21 protein-coding genes are annotated in these 24365 nt (G+C 45.7%); 17 read left to right on the top strand and 4 right to left on the bottom strand.

Annotated elements, in window-relative coordinates:
* Positions 1-205 precede the first annotated feature (205 nt).
* The 11 genes from OQ477_RS14005 to ftsX all read left to right on the top strand — a co-directional run bounded on the left by OQ477_RS14005 (position 206) and on the right by ftsX (position 10690).
* Entirely contained in the window at positions 206-1726 is a 1521-nt protein-coding gene (locus OQ477_RS14005) for a flagellar hook-associated protein 2 (RefSeq protein ID WP_265972820.1), read from the top strand.
* A gap of 19 nt (positions 1727-1745) precedes the next feature.
* The gene (fliS, locus tag OQ477_RS14010) at positions 1746-2147 is read left to right on the top strand and encodes a flagellar export chaperone FliS (protein WP_052827910.1); all 402 of its coding nucleotides are present in this window, start codon (positions 1746-1748) and stop codon (positions 2145-2147) included.
* The gene (gene fliT / locus OQ477_RS14015) at positions 2147-2491 is read left to right on the top strand and encodes a flagella biosynthesis regulatory protein FliT (RefSeq protein ID WP_007407472.1); all 345 of its coding nucleotides are present in this window, start codon (positions 2147-2149) and stop codon (positions 2489-2491) included. The genes fliS and fliT overlap by 1 nt, the downstream gene beginning before the upstream one ends.
* Positions 2492-2500: 9 nt before the next feature.
* A complete protein-coding gene (locus OQ477_RS14020; protein ID WP_038460031.1) occupies positions 2501-2878 on the top strand; it encodes a hypothetical protein in 378 nt (125 codons plus the stop codon).
* 194 nt (positions 2879-3072) lie between these two features.
* Positions 3073-3639 carry a ribosome hibernation-promoting factor, HPF/YfiA family gene (gene hpf / locus OQ477_RS14025; protein WP_007407470.1) on the top strand — a complete coding sequence of 189 codons (567 nt, stop codon included), beginning with the start codon at positions 3073-3075 and terminating at the stop codon, positions 3637-3639.
* Positions 3640-3805: 166 nt separating this feature from the next.
* Positions 3806-6331 carry a preprotein translocase subunit SecA gene (secA, locus tag OQ477_RS14030; RefSeq protein ID WP_088461735.1) on the top strand — a complete coding sequence of 842 codons (2526 nt, stop codon included), beginning with the start codon at positions 3806-3808 and terminating at the stop codon, positions 6329-6331.
* Positions 6332-6405: 74 nt separating this feature from the next.
* Positions 6406-7507 (top strand): peptide chain release factor 2 gene (gene prfB, locus OQ477_RS14035; RefSeq protein WP_096034905.1). Its coding sequence is split into 2 segments (ribosomal slippage): positions 6406-6477 and positions 6479-7507, totalling 1101 coding nucleotides; the frame shifts between segments, so codons are not numbered across the junction.
* 169 nt (positions 7508-7676) lie between these two features.
* Entirely contained in the window at positions 7677-8525 is an 849-nt protein-coding gene (locus tag OQ477_RS14040) for a YitT family protein (RefSeq protein WP_007614078.1), read from the top strand.
* A gap of 35 nt (positions 8526-8560) precedes the next feature.
* Positions 8561-8902, top strand: coding sequence for a cytochrome c551 (cccB, locus tag OQ477_RS14045; RefSeq protein ID WP_007614074.1), 342 nt, complete (start codon positions 8561-8563; stop codon positions 8900-8902).
* A gap of 218 nt (positions 8903-9120) precedes the next feature.
* Positions 9121-9807, top strand: a complete 687-nt coding sequence (gene ftsE, locus OQ477_RS14050; RefSeq protein ID WP_265972827.1) for a cell division ATP-binding protein FtsE — start codon at positions 9121-9123, stop codon at positions 9805-9807.
* Entirely contained in the window at positions 9800-10690 is an 891-nt protein-coding gene (gene ftsX / locus OQ477_RS14055) for a permease-like cell division protein FtsX (protein ID WP_007407464.1), read from the top strand. Before ftsE ends, ftsX begins: the two co-directional genes overlap by 8 nt.
* Before the next feature lie 46 nt (positions 10691-10736).
* Here ftsX and OQ477_RS14060 read toward each other — a convergent pair whose 3' ends face one another.
* The gene (locus OQ477_RS14060; protein ID WP_265972828.1) at positions 10737-12143 is read right to left on the bottom strand and encodes a right-handed parallel beta-helix repeat-containing protein; all 1407 of its coding nucleotides are present in this window, start codon (positions 12141-12143) and stop codon (positions 10737-10739) included.
* 209 nt (positions 12144-12352) lie between these two features.
* Between OQ477_RS14060 and OQ477_RS14065 the strand changes: the two genes are divergently transcribed.
* The 4 genes from OQ477_RS14065 to OQ477_RS14080 all read left to right on the top strand — a co-directional run bounded on the left by OQ477_RS14065 (position 12353) and on the right by OQ477_RS14080 (position 17039).
* Positions 12353-13711, top strand: coding sequence for a S41 family peptidase (locus OQ477_RS14065; protein ID WP_416346534.1), 1359 nt, complete (start codon positions 12353-12355; stop codon positions 13709-13711).
* Positions 13712-14083: 372 nt separating this feature from the next.
* A complete protein-coding gene (swrA, locus tag OQ477_RS14070; RefSeq protein ID WP_014305920.1) occupies positions 14084-14437 on the top strand; it encodes a swarming motility protein SwrAA in 354 nt (117 codons plus the stop codon).
* 74 nt (positions 14438-14511) lie between these two features.
* Complete coding sequence (locus tag OQ477_RS14075) at positions 14512-15702, top strand: S1C family serine protease (protein ID WP_265972831.1); 1191 nt, start codon at positions 14512-14514, stop codon at positions 15700-15702.
* A 290-nt stretch (positions 15703-15992) separates the two neighbouring features.
* A complete protein-coding gene (locus OQ477_RS14080) occupies positions 15993-17039 on the top strand; it encodes a DUF3810 domain-containing protein (protein ID WP_323054516.1) in 1047 nt (348 codons plus the stop codon).
* A gap of 120 nt (positions 17040-17159) precedes the next feature.
* Here the strand turns inward: OQ477_RS14080 and OQ477_RS14085 are convergent, their stop codons facing one another.
* The 3 genes from OQ477_RS14085 to OQ477_RS14095 form a co-directional block, all read right to left on the bottom strand.
* A complete protein-coding gene (locus OQ477_RS14085; RefSeq protein ID WP_265972835.1) occupies positions 17160-18497 on the bottom strand; it encodes an MFS transporter in 1338 nt (445 codons plus the stop codon).
* Positions 18470-19093, bottom strand: a complete 624-nt coding sequence (locus OQ477_RS14090; RefSeq protein WP_265972837.1) for a TetR/AcrR family transcriptional regulator — start codon at positions 19091-19093, stop codon at positions 18470-18472. Before OQ477_RS14090 ends, OQ477_RS14085 begins: the two co-directional genes overlap by 28 nt.
* 71 nt (positions 19094-19164) lie before the next feature.
* Positions 19165-21666, bottom strand: coding sequence for a PEP/pyruvate-binding domain-containing protein (locus tag OQ477_RS14095; RefSeq protein ID WP_265972838.1), 2502 nt, complete (start codon positions 21664-21666; stop codon positions 19165-19167).
* 300 nt (positions 21667-21966) lie between these two features.
* On the opposite strand from OQ477_RS14095, the gene OQ477_RS14100 reads away from it, so the two are divergent.
* Positions 21967-22203, top strand: coding sequence for a CsbA family protein (locus OQ477_RS14100; protein ID WP_003151438.1), 237 nt, complete (start codon positions 21967-21969; stop codon positions 22201-22203).
* Positions 22204-22378: 175 nt separating this feature from the next.
* Complete coding sequence (gene uvrB, locus OQ477_RS14105) at positions 22379-24364, top strand: excinuclease ABC subunit UvrB (RefSeq protein ID WP_003151439.1); 1986 nt, start codon at positions 22379-22381, stop codon at positions 24362-24364.
* Position 24365: the final 1 nt, after the last annotated feature.

The following is a 24365-nucleotide window of genomic DNA, read 5'->3' on the forward strand; positions in this document are numbered from 1 at the left end:
AGCTATTTCCCCCTTCATCATGCCAAAGAACCCTATTGACAAAATGAAACATTATATTTTGCAGTTAAATTATTGAAAACCTTTTAATATGACCGATATAAGAATAAGATCATACATTTATGGAGCTGTGATATGATAAACAGTCGGAAACTCACTGTTGTCATAGAGCCGTATACGACTAAACGCCGAAAAGGAGAGGGTACATATGGTCACAAGAATCACAGGCCTTAATTCCGGTCTTGATGTAGATTCTCTGGTGAAAAAAATGATGGATGCCGAAAAGCAGCCGCTTAATAAATTAAATCAGCAAAAGCAGACGCTTGAATGGAAACGCGATGCATATCGCGAAATGAATACCCAGCTTGCCGACATGTATTCTACGACATTTAATAATATGCTGATGTCCACAAACTGGAATAAAAAAACAGTAACAAGTTCAGATTCCAGTGTGACCGCGGCGGCCGTCAGTGCTGAACAGAATATTTCAACGAGCATGTCTGTACAGCAGCTGGCTACGCCGACGACTTATAAATCCTCAGGGGTCATCAATTTCACTTCGGGTCAAAGCCAAACATTGAAATTCAATGTCACAAATCCGGGTGAAACGAAGCCGACTGAGGTAAACGTCACGATCGCCGCAACCGATACGATTGACGATGTCATTTCCAAACTGAACAGCTCGGGTCTCGGAGTGACGGCTTTAAAAGAGAAAATCTCCAACGGCTCGGATTATGTGGATACGATCGCGTTCACTTCCAATAAAACGGGGGAAGGGTTTACCCTTGCCGCAGGTGATGACGCAACCAAAAGCTTTCTGAAAGATCAGCTCGGTTTTGCAGTTGATGATGCGACAAATGAACTGACGGCCAATGCCGAAGGGAAAAACGCGAAGTTTACGTTCAACGGGCTTGAAATGACAAAAACGTCAAATAACTTTACGATCAACGGCATCAAATACACGCTGAACAGCGTGACGGACAGCAATAAAACGGTTACGATTAACAGCACGACTGATACGGACGGCATTTTTAACAACATTAAAGATTTCGTTGATAAATACAATACGTTAATTAAAAGTGCAAACGAGAAGGTAACAGAATCAAAATACCGCGATTATAAGCCGCTAACCGATGAACAAAGAGAAGCGATGACCGATAAGCAGATTGAGCAGTGGGAGGCAAAAGCCAAAAGCGGTTTATTACGGAGCGACAGCACGCTGCAGAACGGTTTGGCGGAGATGCGGCTTGATCTGTACTCAACGGTTACGATTGACGGGAAAAAATATCAGCTTGCCGATTTCGGAATTGAGACGTCTGATAGTTATACGGATCAAGGAAAGCTTGTCATTAAAGACGAAGCGAAACTGAAACAGAAAATTACCGAGAATCCTGCTCTCGTGGCTAAACTGTTTAATGCAGACAGTCCTGATACAGCGAAAACCAAAAACCCGGAGGAACAGGGGATTGCCCGGAGATTAAAAGACACATTAAACAAAATGCAGACCCAAATTTCAAAACAGGCGGGTACGGAAAGCTCGGTATCAACCAGCTTTGCCATCGGAAAAAGCCTGAATGAAATAGAAACAAATATTTCCAATATGAAAACGAAGCTGGATGACATCGAAACGAGATATTATAAAAAGTTCAGCGCACTGGATACGGCATTGGAGAAATTGAACAGCCAATCTTCATATCTCACGTCAATGTTAGGATCTTCAACATCATAACCTTGGAGGTTTTATAAAAATGGCAATAAATAATCCTTTTGCTGCTTATCAGCAGACATCCGTCTTTACAGCCGCTCCGGAAGAGCTGACCCTTATGCTTTATAACGGCTGCCTGCGATTCATTAAGCTGGCAAGGCAGGCGATGAAGCAAAACAACCTTGAAGCCAAAAATGAAAATATCGTAAAGGCGCAAAACATCATTCAAGAGCTCAGCCTCACGTTAAATCGGGAGATTGAGATTTCCGAGCAGATGTCATCCATTTATGATTACATCCGCCGCCGGCTGATCGATGCGAACGTGCAGAATAACGGAGAGTTTTTAGATGAAGCGGAAAAGCTCGTTACTGAATTTCGCGACACGTGGAAGCAGGCCATGCAGAGTGAACGGAAAAACAGCCACGGCGCGGGCGGCCTTGCCTGATGAACAGCAATGTCTTTTCTTTGTATAACGAAACGAAGAACATGTACGCCGCACTGAAGGACGCCCCGGAAAGCGACGGTCTCATCAGCAGCGTTACGGCATTTACGGAGAAAAGGGAGGAGATGCTTGCGGGCATTAAGCCGCCTTTTTCCGAAGAGGAAAAAACGCTGCTTCAGCAGGTGGCCGCGATGGACCGTCTGATTACCGGCGAAGTGAAACGGATTCAGGATGGTATCCGAAATGAAATAAAAACGCTTAAGAAAAAACGAATCTACCATAATACGTATTTCAATCCGTATCATCAAACGACAAGTGACGGCCGTTATTACGACAAACGCAAATAGGTGAGTGTTTTGAGAAGTTTGAACGATTACCATTTGGTGTCAGCCTATTACCAGCTTCTTTTTACGATTGATGAGGGGCTTTGCTACCTGTTGGACACGCAGGATGATTTTTTTAAGACGGAGGGCGAGCGGATTTACAACGATTTGATTCAGGCTTTTTTTCATCTCGATTCCTCTCATGCGCTTCTGCTGTCTATCATTGAGTGCCGATGCGTGAAGACGGCGATCCGCTCATTTGACGAGATCTTTCAGGATTTCAGCATGTTAAATGATTATGATTTCCCGTCCGCCCCTTTTCAGGAGTTTTTAAAAACCATCTTTCTGCCGCATTATAAGCTATGGATGGAGCAGACGCACGACTGCATCAAACCGTATGTTCTTCACTAGACCTGCTGCAAGCGGCAGGTCTTTTGCCTGCGTCTTCCGCATATACTTATAATCCTGCCGGAAGCTGCCTGATAATACCGACACCATTCGTCATCGTTCACCGAATTTACACATTATTTTAACGTTTCAGCAGGGATCAGAAGGGGTAAAAGAGAAATAGTTACATATCCTTAGATAAAGGGAGGCGTTCTTTGATGAACTACAATATCAGAGGAGAAAACATTGAGGTTACACCTGCGTTAAAGGATCATGTGGAGAGAAAAATCGGCAAGCTGGAGCGATATTTCGAGCAGAGCGTCAATGCCGATGTGAACGTCAACTTAAAATTCTATAATGATAAGGAATCCAAAGTTGAAGTCACCATTCCGATGACTGATCTGGCGCTTCGTTCTGAAGTGCATAACGAGGATATGTACAATGCAATTGATCTCGCAACAAACAAGCTGGAACGTCAAATCCGAAAGCACAAAACAAAAGTCAACCGAAAATTCCGCGACCAGGGTCTTCCGAAACATTATTTCGAGAACGGCAGCGCTGCTGATACGGGCGTAGCGGTTCAGGACGAAATTGAAGATGACAGCCCGGAAATTGTCCGTCAAAAGCGTTTTAATTTAAAACCGATGGATAATGAAGAAGCGATTCTCCAAATGAATATGCTCGGCCATAATTTCTTCGTATTCACCAACGCGGAGACGAATCTCACAAATGTCGTTTACCGCAGAAATGACGGCAAATACGGATTAATTGAACCGACTGAATAAACCCATCCAGCCTTCCGTGAACGCGCGGAAGGTTTTTCTCTATCTTTACCTGCAAATTCTTTGGAAATAGCAAAAGGTATGTTATGATAATGAGAGGTATACATGGACAGAAAATTATCATTTATTCCATGCAAAATCTGCATGTGAACATAGAGGAGCGTTATAGATGCTTGGGATTTTAAATAAAATGTTTGATCCGACCAAACGTGCGCTGAACAAATACGAAAAAATAGCAAATGACATTGATGCCGTAAGAGGAGATTATGAAAATCTCTCTGACGAGGCGCTTAAACATAAAACGGCAGAATTTAAAGAGCGGCTTGAAAAAGGAGAAACGACGGATGACCTTCTTGTCGAAGCGTTTGCCGTCGTTCGTGAAGCTTCCCGCCGCGTAACCGGCATGTTCCCGTTTAAAGTGCAGCTGATGGGGGGCATCGCCCTTCATGAGGGGAACATCTCCGAAATGAAAACAGGGGAAGGGAAAACGCTGACGTCCACGCTTCCCGTGTATTTAAATGCGCTGACAGGAAAAGGCGTTCACGTCGTAACGGTCAACGAATATCTGGCGAGCCGTGATGCCCAGCAAATGGGAGAAATTTTTGCGTTTCTCGGGCTTACAGTCGGCCTGAACCTGAATTCGATGTCAAAAGACGAAAAACGCGAAGCTTACGCAGCCGATATCACGTATTCAACGAACAATGAACTCGGCTTTGATTATTTGCGTGACAACATGGTGCTTTATAAAGAACAAATGGTGCAGCGCCCGCTTCATTTTGCCGTTATTGATGAAGTCGATTCAATTTTAGTCGATGAAGCGAGAACGCCATTGATTATTTCCGGACAAGCTCAGAAGTCCACAAAACTGTACGTGCAGGCAAATGCGTTTGTCCGCACACTCAAGCAAGATCAGGATTATACGTATGACGTCAAAACGAAGGGCGTTCAGCTGACGGAAGAAGGAATGACGAAGGCTGAAAAAACGTTCGGCATCGACAACCTGTTTGATGTCAAAAACGTGGCCTTGAACCACCATATCAACCAGGCTTTAAAAGCTCATGCGGCGATGCAGAAAGACGTGGATTATGTTGTTGAGGACGGCCAGGTCGTCATCGTTGATTCCTTCACCGGCCGTCTGATGAAAGGACGCCGCTACAGCGAAGGTCTTCACCAGGCGATTGAGGCGAAAGAAGGCCTGGAGATTCAAAATGAAAGCATGACATTGGCGACGATTACGTTCCAAAACTATTTCCGTATGTACGAAAAGCTGGCCGGTATGACCGGTACCGCAAAAACGGAAGAGGAAGAATTCCGTAATATTTATAACATGCAGGTTGTATCCATCCCGACCAACCAGCCGGTCATCCGTGACGACCGTCCGGACTTGATCTACCGCTCAATGGAAGGGAAATTCAAGGCGGTGGCGGAGGATGTCGCCCAGCGCTACATGACCGGACAGCCGGTTCTTGTCGGTACGGTTGCCGTTGAAACGTCTGAATTGATTTCTAAACTTCTGAAAAACAAAGGGATTCCGCATCAGGTGCTGAATGCCAAAAACCATGAGCGTGAAGCTCAGATTATTGAAGAAGCGGGACAAAAAGGCGCTGTCACGATTGCGACCAACATGGCGGGACGCGGAACCGACATTAAACTCGGCGAAGGCGTAAAAGAGCTTGGCGGTCTCGCAGTCGTCGGTACGGAACGCCACGAATCCCGCCGGATTGACAATCAGCTCCGCGGACGTTCAGGACGTCAGGGAGACCCGGGCATCACACAATTTTATCTTTCAATGGAAGATGAATTGATGCGCCGTTTCGGAGCTGAACGGACGATGGCGATGCTTGACCGGTTCGGTATGGATGACTCCACGCCGATTCAGAGCAAAATGGTGTCACGCGCCGTGGAATCATCTCAAAAACGTGTCGAAGGAAACAACTTTGATTCACGTAAACAGCTTCTTCAATATGACGACGTGCTCCGTCAGCAGCGCGAAGTCATTTACAAGCAGCGTTTTGAAGTCATTGACTCTGACAACCTGCGTGACATTGTTGAAGGCATGATCAAGTCTTCTCTGGAACGTGCGATTGCCGCTTATACGCCGAAAGAGGAGCTTCCGGAAGAATGGAATCTTGACGGCCTCGTGGAGCTGGTGAATACAACGTATCTTGATGAAGGCGCGCTTGAAAAGAGCGATATCTTCGGAAAAGAACCGGACGAAATGCATGAGATGATCATGGACCGCATCATGACGAAATATAATGACAAAGAAGAGAATTTCGGCGAAGAGCAGATGCGTGAATTTGAAAAAGTCATCGTATTGCGTGCCGTTGATTCAAAATGGATGGATCATATTGATGCGATGGATCAGCTGCGTCAAGGGATTCACCTCCGCGCTTATGCGCAGACAAATCCGCTGCGTGAATATCAGATGGAAGGTTTCGCAATGTTTGAGCACATGATTGAGTCCATTGAGGACGAAGTTGCGAAATTCGTCATGAAGGCCGAGATTGAAAGCAATCTGGAACGCGAAGAAGTTGTTCAGGGCCAAACGACGGCTCATCAGCCGCAGGACGGCGATGAGGCCAAACAAGCGAAAAAAGCGCCGGTGCGAAAAGTTGTGGATATCGGACGCAACGCGCCTTGCCATTGCGGAAGCGGAAAAAAATATAAAAATTGCTGCGGCCGGACAGAATAGTCTCGACTGTATGAAGCGAACATGACCGGGTCTGCGTCTTATGGCGCCCCGGATCTTTTAATGAGGTGAATGGAATGGAATTATCAGAAATCAGGGCAGAGCTCGAAAATATGGCTTCTCGTTTAGCGGACTTCAGGGGGTCTCTTTGACCTCGAATCAAAGGAAGCCCGCATTGCAGAATTAGATGAAAAGATGGCGGAACCGGAATTCTGGAATGACCAGCAGAAGGCCCAAACCGTCATCAACGAAGCGAACGGTCTGAAAGAATACGTGAACTCCTATCATCAGCTGAGCGAGTCTCACGAAGAGCTGCAAATGACACATGATCTTTTAAAAGAAGAACCTGACCAGGACCTTCAGCAAGAGCTTGAGAAAGAGCTGAAGTCATTAACGAAGGAATTGAATGAATTTGAGCTTCAGCTGCTGCTCAGTGAACCATATGACAAAAACAACGCGATTTTAGAACTTCATCCGGGAGCCGGCGGTACGGAATCTCAGGACTGGGGTTCCATGCTGCTCAGAATGTATACCCGCTGGGCGGAAAGACGCGGTTTCAAAGTTGAAACGCTTGATTATCTCCCGGGAGATGAAGCAGGAATTAAGTCTGTCACACTGCTTATTAAAGGCCACAATGCATACGGCTATTTAAAAGCGGAAAAAGGCGTACACCGTCTTGTGCGGATTTCTCCGTTTGATTCATCAGGCCGCCGCCACACGTCATTCGTGTCATGTGAAGTCATGCCTGAATTCAATGAAGAAATCGACATTGATATTCGTACCGAAGATATTAAAGTTGATACGTACCGGGCGAGCGGTGCCGGCGGACAGCACGTCAATACGACTGATTCAGCCGTTCGGATCACCCACCTGCCGACAAATGTAGTCGTCACGTGCCAGACGGAACGTTCACAAATCAAAAACCGCGACCGGGCGATGAAAATGCTCAAAGCGAAGCTGTATCAGCGCAGAATTGAAGAACAGCAGGCGGAGCTTGACGAAATCCGCGGCGAACAGAAAGAAATCGGCTGGGGCAGCCAAATTCGCTCGTACGTCTTCCATCCGTACTCCATGGTGAAAGATCACCGTACCAATACCGAAATGGGGAACGTGCAGGCGGTTATGGACGGAGATATCGATATCTTCATTGACGCCTATTTACGTTCTAAACTGTCGTAATCCGGGAACACACCTGCCTGTGGCAAGGTGTGTTTTTTTATCCGTTCTCTTTCTCCATTTTTCACAACAGCGCTTTAGCAAATTAATACGGTATTTGGCTGTTATTTACTTCTAAGCCGGGAAGACTTAAAATGCTATCGAGAGAAAATCGGAGAACGGAGGATTTTGCATGGATGTGAATCACAATAAGCCGCTCCGTCTGATCAAAGATTATATATACATCATGATCGGCGCGGCGATTACGGGGGTCGTGTTTAACGTATTTTTGCTGCCGAACCGTATAGCAGCGGGGGGAGTAAGCGGGATCAGCACCATTTTAGAAACGTTTGGTTTTGAACCGGCTTACGTGCAGTGGATTATTAACATCCCTTTGTTTATCGCCGGAGTGATCATTCTCGGCGGGAAGTTCGGAATGAAGACACTGGTCGGTTCCATCGTTCTGCCGCTCGCCGTCTATTTAACAAGAGATCTGCCTGCCGCGACGACCCATGAACTGCTGGCGGCGATTTTCGGAGGCGTCGGGATCGGAACGGGAATCGGCATCGTGTATCTCGGCAAAGGCTCCACGGGGGGAACGGCTCTGGCGGGGCAGATCATTCACAAATACACGGGGCTGTCGCTGGGAACGTGCCTTGCCATCATGGACGGATTAATTGTGCTGAGCGCGATGCTCGTATTCGGAGTGGAGCAGGGATTGTATGCGATGCTCGGGGTATTTATTTCAAGCAAAACGATTGATGTCGTGCAGGTCGGGTTCAACCGCTCCAAAATGGCTTTAATCATTACGCAGCATGAAGAAGCCGTCAGGTCGGCTGTGTTTAAAGAAATCGACAGGGGTGTGACGAAGATTTCCGCAGTCGGCGGGTATACGGAACATGACCGGCCGATCTTAATGTGTGTCGTCGGCCAGACCGAATTCACAAAACTGAAACAAATCGTCAAACAGATTGATGAGTCAGCCTTTGTCATTGTCGCAGACGCAAGCGAGGTGCTCGGCGAGGGTTTCAAACGCGCGTAAACGGGGTTATAATAGCGAAGGGGTGCATCTTACATATGAAATCAAAATGGGCGCTGCTTGCGCTGGTTCTGACCATGTCCGTCCTGCTGGCGGCATGCGGCGGTTCCAATGAATCGAAAAAAGAAAGCTCTGACAGCTCAGGCGGGTCAAAAGCATCTGCGTCAGCAGGAGAAGAGCTTTATCAGCAAAGCTGTATCGGCTGCCACGGAAAAGACTTAGAAGGCGGCGGAGGTCCGAATTTACAGGAAGTCGGCGGGAAGTATGATGAAGCTAAAATTGAAAGCATCATTAAAAACGGACGCGGCAATATGCCGAGCCATCTTGTAAATGATAAGGAAGCCGCTGAGATCGCAAAATGGCTGTCACAGAAAAAATAACAGAAAAACCTTGCCTGTTATAGGGGCAAGGTTTTTTCACGGTCTGGGAATGAAAAGAAACTGTAATAGTAATATGTCTAAATTTGACGTATAATGAAGTGTACTGAGGAAAAGGAACTTTCAGATTTTTCATCTGTTTCCTGACGAATCGGCCATAAACCGCTGTACGTTTGCGAACTCTATGGCTGCAAGACATAAATAAAAGATTAGGTGATTTCATGATAGAGATGAAAGAAGTATATAAATCCTATCCGAACGGTGTAAAAGCGATTAACGGGCTGTCAGTCATAATTCATCCCGGAGAATTTGTATATGTCGTAGGACCGAGCGGAGCCGGTAAATCTACTTTTATTAAAATGATTTACAGAGAAGAAAAGCCGACAAAAGGACAAATATTGATTAATCATAAAGATCTCGCGTCTGTGAAAGAAAAAGAGATTCCTTTCGTGCGGCGTAAAATAGGTGTTGTTTTCCAAGATTTCAAACTTCTTCCGAAATTGACGGTATTTGAAAACGTCGCGTTTGCGCTTGAGGTGATCGGAGAGCAGCAGTCAGTCATTAAAAAACGCGTGCTCGAAGTGCTCGATCTTGTGCAGCTGAAGCATAAAGCGCGGCAGTTTCCCGACCAGCTTTCCGGAGGAGAACAGCAGCGTGTTTCCATCGCAAGATCCATCGTCAACAATCCTGACGTCGTGATAGCTGACGAACCGACGGGCAACCTTGACCCGGTCACATCATGGGAAGTCATGAAGACACTGGAAGAGATTAATAACCGCGGAACGACCGTTGTGATGGCGACACACAATAAAGAAATAGTAAACACCATGAAGAAACGGGTCATCGCGATCGAAGACGGAATTATTGTGCGTGATGAGTCAAGAGGGGAGTATGGTTCTTATGATTAAAATTCTCGGGCGCCATTTGCGTGAGAGTTTTAAATCTCTCGGAAGAAACACATGGATGACATTTGCATCCATCAGTGCCGTTACCGTTACATTGATTTTGGTCGGCGTGTTTTTAGTCATTATGCTGAATTTAAACAACATGGCTAAAAATGCTGAAAAAGAAGTGGAAATTAAAGTATTAATCGATCTGACGTCTAATAAGAAAACGCAGGATACGCTGCAGAATGAGATTAAAGACATCTCGGGAATCCAGAGCGTAGAGTTTTCATCTAAAGATAAAGAGCTTGATCAATTGGTCAAAAGCTTCGGCGACAGCGGAAAGGCCATGAAAATGCAAGATCAGGAAAACCCGCTGAACAACGCGTTTATCGTCAAAACGACAGATCCGCATGATACGCCGAAAGTCGCGAAAAAAATTGAGAAGCTGGATCATGTGTATAAAGTGACATACGGGAAAGAAGAAGTCAGCCGTCTGTTTAAGATCGTCGGGGTGTCACGCAACATCGGGATTGCGTTAATCATCGGCCTTCTGTTCACGGCGATGTTCTTAATTTCAAATACGATTAAAATCACGATTTTCGCCAGAAGAAAAGAGATTGAAATCATGAAGCTTGTCGGCGCGACAAACTGGTTTATCCGCTGGCCGTTCTTCCTGGAAGGGCTGCTGCTGGGGGTTTTCGGTTCTATCATACCGATCGCTCTCGTGCTGAGTACGTACCAGTCGATGGTCGCTTGGGTGGCCCCGAAAGTTCAGGGCTCATTTGTTTCACTTCTGCCGTACAGTCCGTTTGTGTTCCAAGTATCACTTGTGCTCATTCTGATCGGCGCGGTTATCGGAGTATGGGGAAGTCTGACTTCCATCCGGAAATTCCTTCGTGTATAAATACAAAAGCCAGTCTGATATAGACTGGCTTTTTTTAATGGTTTCGTTACTGAATGACAGGCAGGGCCGGTGATTCGGGTTTTAATGTAAAGTCATAAGACGATTCGTCACGGTACATCGGGTCCGCATAAATGGAATCCGAATCGTTTGCCGTTCCTTTTTGGTACGCTGTGAATGAATCATATTCTCTGTTCTTCCAATTCCAAATGCCGTCTTTTCCCGCTTCTTTGTGATAGACGTTATGATTAACGGTATTGCCTTCGTTTTTCGTATAATCATTTGCGATAAAAATCCGTGAACCGCTTGCCGTCATGATGTTTTTTTCGATCGTGTTCCCTTTTGTGCCGTACTGCAGCAGCAGCTGGCCGCCGTCAAGGTCCTTCGTGTCATTTCGATACATAATGTTATGAGCGATCACCGAATTGATGGTGCCGCCGCGTTTCGTGTCATAGCCTCCGATTGAAATACCGGTGTAAGCATTGCCGTACACCTTGTTATCCGTAATCCGGATATCTCGTGCGTATTTCCCTTTATGTTCGGAAGTGGCTTCAATGCCGAGGTCATTGTTGTAAACGGTGTTATTCTTAATGTCCACATGTTCTGCGCCGTCAACGTAAATACCGCCCGCTGAATATTCATTTCCGTAAGCGGGATTTCCGTAAGAAGAGTTATGGCTCACCGTATTGTTTTCAATGACGCCGTTTCGTGCATAGTCGTTTTGCTTGGACGTTCCTTCGTATCCGATCACGTCAATCCCGATATTGTTATTGTCCCGGATGGTATTGCCGGCAATCTTAAATCCGTCAACATTCCCGTTCAGCACGACCGCTTCGCTTGCGCCGAGCGTCAGTTTTTCAACCGTATTATTTGTGATGCTGACATCCTTCATGGCGCCTGTGCCGTAAAACGCAATGCCGTGTGCATTTCCCTCATCAGCCGTGGTTTTAATGTTTCGGATATGGTTGCCGTCAATGTTGATATGACTGCTTGATCCGGTGACGCAGATCCCCATGGCCGTCGCATCTTCTGATGATACGGAGAGATTCTCAAGCGTAACGCCGTGAATGGTAATGTACTGTTTATTGCGGATTTGAATTAACGGAGTTTCAGAATCGCTTTTTGGCGCAGATTTGCCGCTGATGGCGACATGCTCATTCTGATAGTTCCGAAATGTAATCGGCTTTTCGGCCGTGCCGCTGTGCTTTACTTCAAACGTTTCATCGTACGTCCCTTCCCGAATCAATACGGTTGTCCCGGCCTCTGCCTTTTCAGCCGCATGTTTTAATGTGCGGAACGGCTTTTCTTTCGTTCCTTCATTTTGGTCGCTGCCTGCGGGAGAAACATACAAGGCGTCCGTCTGCATTTTTTCATTGGCCTCTGTTTTTTGCCAGACAAAGGCGGTAATGCCTGCGGCCAGAATCGCCGCGGATAAAATCGATAATTTTATTTTCATATCCCATTCTCCTGTATATTTAATGAATTGCATACAAAATATTATACGTTACCCATATATATGTAACAATCTCGCGTTTTCATTTTTTTGTTGCCGTTACATGAATTCTTTGCAATTTACACATACTATCTCCAGGTTTTCGTAAAAGGACTAAGAGGAGGTAAACGATGAAGCAGAAAATGATCGCAGTGATAGCGGCCGTCAGCATCATGTGCGGCGGAGCTCATATTGCCGGGGCGGCACAGCCGAATTCAACAGACGCAGAAAGAAGCCGGGCAATGGAAAAAATCGAAAAAGCATATGAGCTGATCTCGAACGAATACGTGGAAAATGTAGATAAAGAAAAGCTTCTTGAAGGAGCGATTCAGGGGATGCTGTCTACATTAAACGACCCTTATTCCGTTTATATGGACAAGCAGACCGCTAAGCAGTTTTCCGATTCTCTTGATTCTTCTTTCGAAGGGATCGGCGCTGAAGTCGGTATGGAGGACAGTAAAATCATTATCGTATCACCGTTTAAGCAATCTCCGGCGGAAAAAGCGGGACTCAAGCCGAATGATGAAATCATCAGCATAAACGGTGAGTCAATGAACGGGAAAGGTTTAAACGAAGCCGTGCTGAAAATCAGAGGAAAAAAAGGATCGAAGGTTTCTATTAAAATACAGCGTCCGGGTACTGATAAACAGCTGTCATTCCGGATTAAAAGAGCGGAAATCCCGCTTGAAACCGTATTTGCTTCCCGCAAAGAATCAGGCGGTCATCATGTCGGCTACATCGGAATATCGACATTTTCCGAGCATACCGCCCAGGACTTCGCCGCGGCGCTGAAAAAGCTTGAAAAACAAGGGATTGACGGTCTCGTCCTTGATGTAAGAGGGAATCCCGGCGGCTACCTTCAAAGCGTCGAACAAATTTTAAAGCATTTCATCACAAAAGACATGCCGTATATCCAAATTGCGGAGCGTAACGGCGATAAAAAACAATATTTCTCAACCTTAAAACATAAGAAGCCGTATCCCGTCAATGTCATCACGGATAAAGGAAGCGCCTCCGCTTCAGAAATTCTTGCGGGTGCGTTAAAAGAAGCGGGACATTATGACGTTGTCGGTGACACTTCTTTCGGTAAAGGAACGGTTCAGCAGGCCGTGCCTATGGGAGACGGGAGCAACATTAAATTGACGCTTTATAAATGGCTGACACCGAAAGGCAATTGGATTCACAAAAAAGGTATTGCTCCGACAATCGCCGTGAGCCAGCCGGATTATTTTGCGGCGGGACCGCTTCAGCTGAAACAGCCGCTTCAGCCTGATATGAACAGCGCGGATGTCAAGCACGCTCAAATCCTGCTGAAAGGCCTAGGCTTCGACCCGGGCAGAGCAGACGGCTATTTCAGCAAAACAATGAAAAAAGCCGTTCTGGCGTTTCAAGACCGGTACAAGCTTGATAAAACAGCGGTCATTGATAAAAAGACAGCGGAAAAAATGAATCAGCTGATGAATGAAAAGAAATCTGACGAAAAAAATGATTTACAGCTGCAAATGGCGTTAAAATCATTATTTGTAAAATAAATGAAAAGGAGGCGTTTTTTACGTCTCCTGTTTCTTTTGTCGCACTCTAAAAATGAACTAAAAGACATATAATTATGTCGGTTTTGACAAGATATTAAAAAAATTTTCACATTTAAACATTTATAAAGGACAAACATTACCCGATATTTATAGAGAAGAGAGACTTTATGCCGAGTTAATATGTATTCAAAATGAAACTTTTGAAAGTTGCCTCAGTCAGTTTTAGTTCTTACAATAAAAGAAGGTTCTAATAGAGAACAGTTTTAGTTTGGCAGCTGCATTTCAGTATCGAAAGCAGAAGTGTTTGCGGCGCTTCAGCACGGCAGCTGTAATCACCCGTGCTTATCTGGATAAAAAAATGGGGGTTCACAATTGAAGAGGGCAAGTATTGTGCGTGAAAAGAAATATTATGAATTAGTGGAACAACTAAAAGACAGAACAAAAGACGTCACATTTTCATCAACAAAAGCACTAAGTCTTCTTATGCTGTTCAGCAGATACCTGGTCAATTACACAAATGTTGAATGCGTTCACGAAATCAATGAAGAGTGTGCGAAGCATTATTTCACTTACTTAATGAAAAACCATAAACGTTTAGGAATCAATCTGACGGATATTAAGCGGTCCATGCTCCTGATCAGCGGCGTGATCGAGGTGGAGGTTGACCACTATCTGAAAGATTTCTCTCTCTCAAATGTAACATTGTGGATGACGGAAGAGAGATAGACGTTTGAGATATTCAAGCCAATGATTATTTGGTAGAATAGAATTAAAATGTTTGGCTTGAGGCGGTGAAAGCAGTGTCTGTTCAATGGGGAATTGAACTTCTGAAAAGTATCGGTCTGTTTTTTTTGCACCCGATGTTCTGGTTTTTTATCATCATAAGTCTCGCATGCGGATATTTGCGGATCAAACGTGAACGCCATACGTTTCATACAAAAATCGCGGATATGTATGACGAGCTTATCTTTACATACATAAAAGGACTTATACCGGGTATTCTTCTCTCCATATTATTTTTTGGACTGGGAATTTCGATTCCATTCGGTCTTCTCGGCATAATCGCGGCTGTGACGGCTTTGGCTTCGCTGACGTTCCGTATGAATTGGCTGTCCTCAGCTTATATTGTCAGCGCCGGCATGTTCATTGCGTTTATCCTTCAGTATACCCACACAGTGCCGTTTGCGGATCGGTTTCCGCAGGCATTCGGCGTGAATTGGGCATCGGCGGCCGTGTTTATGGGCCTTTTGATTATCACGGAGGGAGCGGCTGCCTGCCGTTCAGCGCATCTGAAAACATCTCCGGCGCTTGTCGTCAGCAGCAGAGGCCTGCCCATCGGCCGACAATTGGCGAATCGCGCATGGCTGCTTCCGCTTTTCTTATTGGTGCCGGGCAGCGGGCTTGAGTCACACCTTTCTTGGTGGCCTGTCTTTACCGTGCCGGGCGGCTCTTTCCATTTGATCTGGATTCCTTATATCGCCGGCTTCGGACAGCGTGTGCAGGGGTCACTTCCGGAAGTCAGCATAAGAATAACGGCGAAACGTGTCATGATTCTCGGGGTTATCGTGACCGCATTCGGGGCAGCGGCCCTTTGGTGGACTCCGCTTGCCGGAGCTGCCGCTTGTATTGCGGTGCTCGGACGCCTGTTTTTATCATTAAGACAGCGGCTGAACGATAACGCGGCTCCGTTTTATTTCTCTAAGCGGGATCAGGGTTTAATGGTGCTCGGCATCATTCCGAATACACCCGCGGATGATCTTGAGCTGAAGATCGGTGAGATTATTACGAAAGTAAACGGCATCCCCGTGAAGCATGTATCGGATTTTTATGAAGCACTTCAAAAAAACCGCGCATTTGTAAAAATGGAGATCATCGGCCTGAACGGTGAGATCCGATTTGATCAGCGCGCGTCCTATGAAGGCGAACATCATGAATTAGGTATTTTATTCGTTCAGGATGAACATGAGCAAGAAGAAATGACAGCATTATAATGTGATTTTTCATAATTATTCGGAATAGTTTCAAGAACTCCTAAACTAGATTTCAAAATCAGCTATAAAAGTAAAACAGCTAAGAAAATTATATTTTCTTAGCTGTTTTATTTTGAAATAATAAAAAAATAAATGAAGGAGAGGTATGGCTTATTGGAAAGGTTATTGCTAATTCCAAAACCTTTAGAAGATGAATTTTTGCAGGATATATATTAAGAATAACTGATTATAATGGTTATGTTGGATAGGGGGAGTACATGATAAAAAAGCTTTTACTTAAGAGATTACCGTTGATTTCACTTGGAGTTATAGCTTACATACTGACAAAATATGCGCAGAACCATCAGGATTGGGCGGAGAAATACAGTAGGTCTGTATATCCGTTATTGTCAAAAACAGTAGGACTTGTACCTTCTTGGGTCACATTTTCTGTTAGTGAATGGCTCGTAGTGTTGGTTGTGTTACTATTTCTATTTTATATCGTTTATTATGTGCGCAAGGTCATCATGAGTAAAGGTGCACGTAGGATGGTAGTTTATCGTGGTGCTCTAGGAATCGTTACGATCTGTAGCGTGATATATTTTTGTTATACTATTTTGGGTGGAATAAACTATCACAGATATTCTTTTTTGTCTCATACCGAATATAAAGAAGAGAACTACAGCAAGGAAGAACTGGTTAAATTGAGTAAGTCACTTGCCGTTGAAATGGAATTGGCAAGGGAAAAGTTAGCGGATACTGATCTTTTGGCTCATGTACCAGAGGTTTTTGATTATTATGCACAACACGCAGTGTTCTCGATGCAAATGTTATCAAAGAAATATCCTGTTTTGGAGCATTCATATTCAACACCAAAACCAGTGGTGATGTCAAAACTAATGTCGCATGCAGGGATACATGGTATTTTTGTCCCTTTTACTTATGAATCCAATATCAATGTTAATGTGCCAGTTTTTTTGGTGCCTGCTACTATGGCGCATGAATTGGCACATCAGAGTGGTTTCATGCATGAGGATGAGGCTAATTTTATAGCTTATCTGGCATGTAAGCAGCAGGATGATCCAATGATACTTTACAGTGGTTTTTTTCTAGCATTTGATTATTCTATATCTGAGCTAAAGAAAGTGGATCCAGATCAGGCGTCTGATATAATGTCCAGTCTGTCCAAGGCGGTGCAGCATGATATAGAACAAAATGAGCAGTACCGGGATAAGTATGAGGGTGTTATTTCAAGTATTTCAAGAAATGTAAATGATGTATATCTGAAGGCAAATAATCAGACAGACGGTTTGAATAGCTATAGTGATATGGTGAATTTGTTGCTGGCAGAGCAGTGAGAGATAGAGAAGTACAATTAAATGTACAGCGGGGGAGTGCGGTGACACTTTCGAGAGAGAAAAATAAGAAGGAAAACTAGAAAAGGTTCCGGAAAGCAGATGCTTACGGAACCTTTTTCGTTATGCCGAATGGCTTTTTTTCGTCTGAACGGTTTCCACGGACTTGATACCAAGCGATACGAACAAGCCGATCACAGAAACTCCGATCAATATGATGAATAGAATATGAAACCCGGAGATTAAACCGATCAGTGCTGAAGAAATAATGCTTCCGAAATAACGGAAGGTGGAGAAAATCCCGGATGCGATGCCGGACATGCCCGGTTCTACCGTCGCAAGAGAAGATACCTGCATGCTCGTCAGCCCCGCACCTGACGCGATGCCTCCGACAATAAGCGATGCCATAAGAAACGGAACGGAATGGGAATAAACCAAAAGCAGAAATAAGAGATTGGCTACGGCCATCAGCCCGAAGGACAGAAAAATCATTCTTCGCGCGCCCCATTTCTGATGCAGCTGAGCTCCGCCCCAGTTGCTGGCGGACATGAAAACAGAAAAGACTGACAGCGCCATGCCGCTGTGCGACGTATTCATGCTGAAGTGGCCGGTCATAAAGAGCGGCATAATCAATAACACGGCGTACATCATTAAATTGCTTAACAGAACCGACAGATTGGCGCTCGTAAAGGTCGTGTTTTTAAACAGATCAAAATCAATAATCGGATGTTTCGTGCGCAGCTCCCGCCTGAAAAATAGCGGAACAAATATGAGAATGAGCAGCGCGTACACCCAATAGCCTAAAGAGCTTTCATTTTTCGTCAGAAGAATAATAGATACAATGCTTCCGGCAAGCAAAACGGACCCGATGATATCAAGCGGAGCGTCAGACGTTTCTTCTTTATATTTAGGAAACATCACTAATGCCGTCACGAGTGCGATTGCAAGAAACGGAATGTTGACCCAAAAGATCGAATGCCAGCTGAAGCTCTCAATTAAAAGAGAGCCGATAAACGGACCGAGAGCCGCGCCCAGCCCGGCACCGAGGCCGAAAAAGCCGAATACTTTCGGAAGCCGTTTTTCAGACACGACATGGCGGATGATGGCGATGCTGTTTGGCGTAAGCAAAGCTCCGCCGGCAGCCTGAAGCGCCCGGAAGAAAATCAATAAGAAAAGACTTGGCGAGAGGGCGCACCCCAATGATGCGATGAGAAAAAGGCCGACGCCCCATAAATACATTTTTTTGTTTCCGTACATATCACCGAGTTTGCCGGCAATGGGCTGTGTCACGGCCATCACGATTAAATACACGGTCACTACCCATGTGATGCTGGCAATTGATTCGCTGAATGAGCGGGAAATGGATGAAAGGGCGACTGCGATCATCGTAGAATTGATAGGAACGAGTATGGCTCCCAGCAAAAGCGAAACAATCAGCGCCCATTCTTTCTTTGAACCCATCCTTCATCCTCCTTGGAGCCGGAAAATGACCGGCCGGTAATGCCTTTCATGAAAATCTCAGTGCTGTGTTTCAGCATCGTTTCCTCAGAGAGAGTAATGACTCTTTTCCCCAGCTGCAGCCGGTGTATAAAATAACCGAAAATCATCGTCATAAAGACGTCTGCATTAGCTTCTTCGCTGCCGGGGCTTATCATATTTTTCTTTGTCAGCTCCTTAAAGTAAACGATTAAATGCATTTTCACGGATTGCGGATATACGACGATATCCTGCAGGACGTCTTCGAATAGTTCCGGTTCGCGCAGGCAGATGCGGAACACTTCTTTTTTTTGTTCCAATTGCTGAAGAAGGGTCGCGGCGAAATGAAGAAGATCCTCATACAGATCGCCTTCCGCCTTAGTGATCATGCTTTCCGGAACCGGCGTCTGCTGTTCAATCATGGCTTTCATTAATCCTTGTTTGTTTTTAAAATTACGGAAAATCGTTGCTTCGCTTACTTTTGCTTTTTCTGCGATTTCCTTTGTTGTCGCTGCGCGGTATCCTTTTTGGATGATCAGATTCATCGCGGCGTCAATAATTCTCTTGTTCGTCGTCCTCAACATGTTTCACCTCGCGTAAATACTGGCAGGACAAGTATACACCCGCCCTGGCCGTCAATAAAGAGGGAAACCTAGCATGAAGCGCGTTTGACAATCGTAATCTTGCCGTTTGTCCCGTCCACCGTGACGATATCTCCGTCGTTGAGCCTGTCAGTCGCGGCACGTGTGCCGAGAACGGCCGGGAGCCCGTATTCTCTCGCGATGATCGCCGCATGTGACAGGATGCCGCCCGTGTCCGTAATGACGGCCTTTGCATCCTGGAACAGACTGGTCCACAGCGGTGTCGTCATTTTGCAGACAAGCACGTCTCCTGTTGAAAAACGGGAAAATTCACTTGCGTCACGAATGACTTTTACAGGGCCGCTTGCGATTCCGCTTGACGCCGCAAGTCCGTAAATTTGATGTTCAGTGTTTTTTTCATCTTCTGTGATGGCGCCGGTAATCTGTTCAGCCGTTTTCAGCTGTTCCGAAGTCGGAGTCCCGAGATAAGCGGGGGCTTCAAGCAATTGATATTGCTGGAAGAGCTGTTTCCGTTCAGCGGCTTTTTCCTTCATCGGAACCGGCGACACGAGCGCTTTCTCGACTTCATCGCTGTATAAGTACCACATATCCTCCCGATCATCGATTACGCCTTGTTTTTGAAGCAGCTCGCCGATTTTCAGAAGGCAGAGGCGCGCTTTGGCGTCCAGCATCGCATCAATATAAAAATGGTGATCATCTTTGATGATGGATGAAGACAATGTCCACTGATAATAGCGGTCAAACGTCTCCCGGAAGCCGTCATCTTCAATTCTATCCATAAAGTCGGTGTAGAGCTGTTTTCGTTTTTCTATCGTTTTATGAAACTCACTGTCAAAATCGTATCCGTTCCGGACATAGTTCTGAATGTTGGCCAAAGCGAAATAAGGGTTTTCTGCCCAAGTTTCTTCAATGAGATCATGACTTTTCACGGATCTCCAGCCGTATTCCTGTAAAAATTCACCGACTTGTTCGAGAAAGCGTTTTCCCTCATTTGATTGCAGAAGCGTCTGATGCAGCTCGTCGGCATGAGAAACCGTAAAGACGCGCCGCAGCTCAGGGCTGTCTTTTACTTGTCCGGAAAGCAGCCAGAGCTGTCTGTCGGTTTCCAATGACTTATTCATGACGCCAGCCAGCATTTCATACAGAAGGGAGGTGTTTTCTTTCTCAACCTGTCCGTACATAGATTCCAGTATCATGTTTAACGCAACCTGCGGAAAGACAATATTGAAATGTTCTGCGTATCCTTTTAAATAGAAGTCTTGCAGGTTTCGGAACGCATCAAGGGCAGTCTCCGGCGTATGGTCTGTATGCGCCAGTTCGTCCAGCTTTTGATAAAAAGGCAGAAAGGTTTCCTGAATAATATCGTACATACGGTCAGCCAAGACGGGGAAAAGCGCTTCTAACTGTTCTGCGGGCAGCTTGTCGTCCGTCTTATGCTGTCTGGAAAAAACACGGCCCTGATGAAGTTTGACACGCTCGATTTCGATGCCCATTACAGGGAATGTCTTCGTGCTCTCTTTGAGGCCGTATTCCAAAGCCGGCACAATAAGTGAGGCGAATAACGGGCTGACGGGGCCTTCTATATTGGCCTCCATATTGAGCCAAAAATCTTTCTGATCCCGGGGCGTCATGATAAATTCCCGTTCTTCGTCTGCCGCTTTCTGATCCTGCACGATCGTTGTAATCGGCCTGGCCTGAAGCAGATACAGCTTATTTTCGGCAAATCCGAATTCGAGATCCACGGGATAACCGTACAGTTCTTCCGTCTTTATCGTCAGCATGGCAAGCTCTTTGACGCTCTCGTCATCAAGGCAGAAGCGGTTTCTCATGTCAGCGGACGTCTCTTTTTCCGTCACGCCTTCGTCTTTAGAAACGATATACATTTCTTTTAAGCCGATTTCTTTTTCAATCTGAAATGTGTCTTTATTGACGATAAATGTGTCGGGCGTCACGCTGCCGGAGACGATTGCTTCTCCGAGACCGTAGCTCGCGCTGATCATCAGTTCTCCGTCATCATGTGTGACGGGGTTGCGGCTGAAAATGACTCCTGAAACCTCGGAATTGATAAGCCCTTGCACGACAACGCCCATTAACGGTTCTGCGGTGTCATTGTTCATTTTCTCTTTATAACCGCTTACCCGCGCCGAGAAGAAGGAAGCCCAGCATTCTTTCACTTTTCCGAGAAACTCTTCTTCTGTTTTGATATTTAAATAGGTTTCGTACTGGCCCGCGAAAGAAGCCCCTTCAAGATCTTCGGACGCGGAGGAGGAACGTACGGCGACAGAGGCGTATGATTCTCTCAATTCATAAAACGACGCGGTCAGTTCCTCCCGAAGCTCTTTTGAAAACGTGCCGTTCATAATGGCGCGCTCCATCTGTTCCTGATCTGCTTGAAGCCCGTTGTCTTCCATAAAACGTGTCAGGGCATTCGTCTGAATGATGAAACCGCCGGGAACGGGCAGCCCGTTTTTCGTCAGTTTAATCAGGTTCATTCCTTTTGCTCCTGCAGAGCGGCTCGATTCTTCCGCTTTTTGAAATCGCACTGAATACATGCGGTATGACCCCCTTTTTTTCTTCATCCAAAAAAATGATAGTAAACACTATCATTACATTGTAAAGAGGGAGGAAGAAACTGTCAAAGATACAAAGACCTAAACCTTCTCATCCTTTCGGCTGAAGAAAGGTAATTCGATTCATCTGGTTAATGGTTCAATGGATTTATATTCACATTTTTTTTGACAGATGATTGAAGACTGCTGAAAAAGGGTATTGTGATAGCAGGGGAACGATTGTCCGATTCTTCATTTTTTACTATAATCAGATGAGATGAAGAATTCCCGAGGAGGGTTTTTGTGATTACAAAAGCCGTTTTTGCATTATGTTTCCCTTTTATGCTGGTCGTCCTTTTTACGCGCGTCACGTTTAACCACTATGTGGCGATCGCTCTCACAGCCGCACTGCTTTTCGCATCCTATTTAAAGGGTTATACCGAAACGTATTTTATCGTGGGATTGGATGTCGTATCGCTGGTGGCCGGAGGGCTGTACATGGCCAAAAAAGAAGCAGACAAAAAGAAAGACAATGCCTGACATGGTGAATATGAAATAGAATGCCTGCTTTTACGCCATAAAAGCAGGTTTTTTATACAAAAATTGACTTGGTAAAAACAAACCATCGAACTTTAGTTCGTATTTTTAGTGATTTTGCCCGTCATTGTGTTACTATATCAATAGGAAGATTTCGTAAAGAAACGGAGGCTTTTTTGTGAAAGATCGTTTTGAGTTAGTCTCGAAATATCAGCCCCAGGGAGATCAGCCGCAAGCGATTGAAAAGCTTGTCAAAGGCATACAGGAAGGCAGAAAACACCAGACTCTCCTGGGTGCGACAGGGACGGGCAAAACCTTTACCGTGTCCAATCTGATTAAAGAAGTGAATAAACCGACACTGGTCATTGCCCATAACAAAACCCTAGCCGGACAGCTGTACAGCGAGTTTAAGGAGTTTTTCCCGAACAACGCTGTCGAATATTTTGTCAGCTATTACGATTACTATCAGCCGGAGGCGTACGTGCCTCAAACGGATACTTTTATAGAGAAAGACGCAAGCATTAATGATGAAATTGATAAACTGAGACACTCCGCGACATCCTCTCTGTTTGAACGGAGAGATGTCATTATTATTGCGAGTGTGTCATGCATATACGGTCTCGGTTCACCTGAAGAATACCGGGAAATGGTCGTGTCGCTCAGACCGGAAATGGAAATTGAGCGGAACGAGCTGCTGAGAAAGCTTGTGGATATCCAGTATGCCCGCAATGATATCGACTTTCAGCGCGGGACGTTCCGCGTGCGCGGAGACGTTGTGGAAATCTTTCCGGCTTCCCGTGACGAACATTGTATCAGAGTGGAATTTTTCGGAGACGAAATTGAGCGGATCAGAGAGGTCGACGCTTTGACCGGAGAAATTCTCGGCGACCGTGACCATGTCGCGATTTTCCCGGCTTCCCACTTCGTCACCCGGGCGGAAAAGATGGAAAAAGCGATTCTGAATATTGAACAGGAGCTTGAGGAGCGCTTGAAAGTGATGCACGAAAACGGCAAGCTCCTTGAAGCGCAGCGGCTTGAGCAGCGGACGAGATATGATCTTGAAATGATGCGGGAAATGGGTTTTTGCTCAGGGATCGAGAACTATTCAAGACATTTGACACTCCGTCCGCCGGGCTCTACGCCATATACGCTGCTTGATTATTTTCCGGACGATTTTATGATTGTCGTTGATGAATCACATGTGACGATTCCGCAGGTGCGCGGCATGTTCAACGGTGACCAGGCGAGAAAACAGGTGCTTGTCGATCACGGGTTCCGCCTGCCGTCAGCGCTTGACAACCGTCCGCTCCGATTCGAGGAATTTGAGAAACACATGCACAATATCGTGTACGTGTCGGCGACTCCGGGACCGTATGAAATTGAGCATACGCCGGAAATGATCGAGCAGATCATCAGACCGACGGGACTCCTCGATCCCCTCATTGACGTCCGTCCGATCGAAGGACAGATTGATGATCTGATCGGCGAGATTCAGGCGAGGATAGAACGGAATGAACGCGTTCTTGTGACGACTTTAACGAAAAAAATGTCAGAGGATCTGACCGATTATCTCAAGGAAATCGGCATTAAGGTCAATTATCTGCATTCCGAGATTAAGACGCTTGAACGGATTGAAATCATCCGTGACCTCCGCCTCGGAAAACATGATGTGTTAATCGGCATCAACCTGCTGAGGGAAGGGCTTGATATTCCGGAAGTGTCACTTGTCGCCATTCTCGATGCGGATAAAGAAGGCTTCCTCCGTTCTGAACGTTCGCTGATTCAGACGATCGGACGGGCGGCACGAAACGCGGAAGGCCGCGTCATCATGTATGCCGATAAAATCACGAATTCGATGGAAATCGCGATTAATGAAACGAAGCGCCGCCGGGAACAGCAGGAGCGCTTTAACGAAATTCACGGCATTACGCCGCAAACGATCAATAAGGAAATCCGCGATGTGATCCGCGCGACGCAGGCCGCTGAGGATAAAGAAGAATATAAAACAAAAGCCGCGCCTAAACTGGCGAAGATGACGAAGAAAGAACGCCAGAAAGTCGTTGAGCAAATGGAGCACGAAATGAAAGAAGCGGCCAGAGCGCTTGATTTCGAGCGGGCGGCAGAGCTTCGTGATTTACTGTTAGAGCTTAAAGCGGAAGGATGAT

Source organism: Bacillus sp. ChL18, from assembly GCF_026241425.1.
Classification (GTDB): domain Bacteria; phylum Bacillota; class Bacilli; order Bacillales; family Bacillaceae; genus Bacillus; species Bacillus velezensis.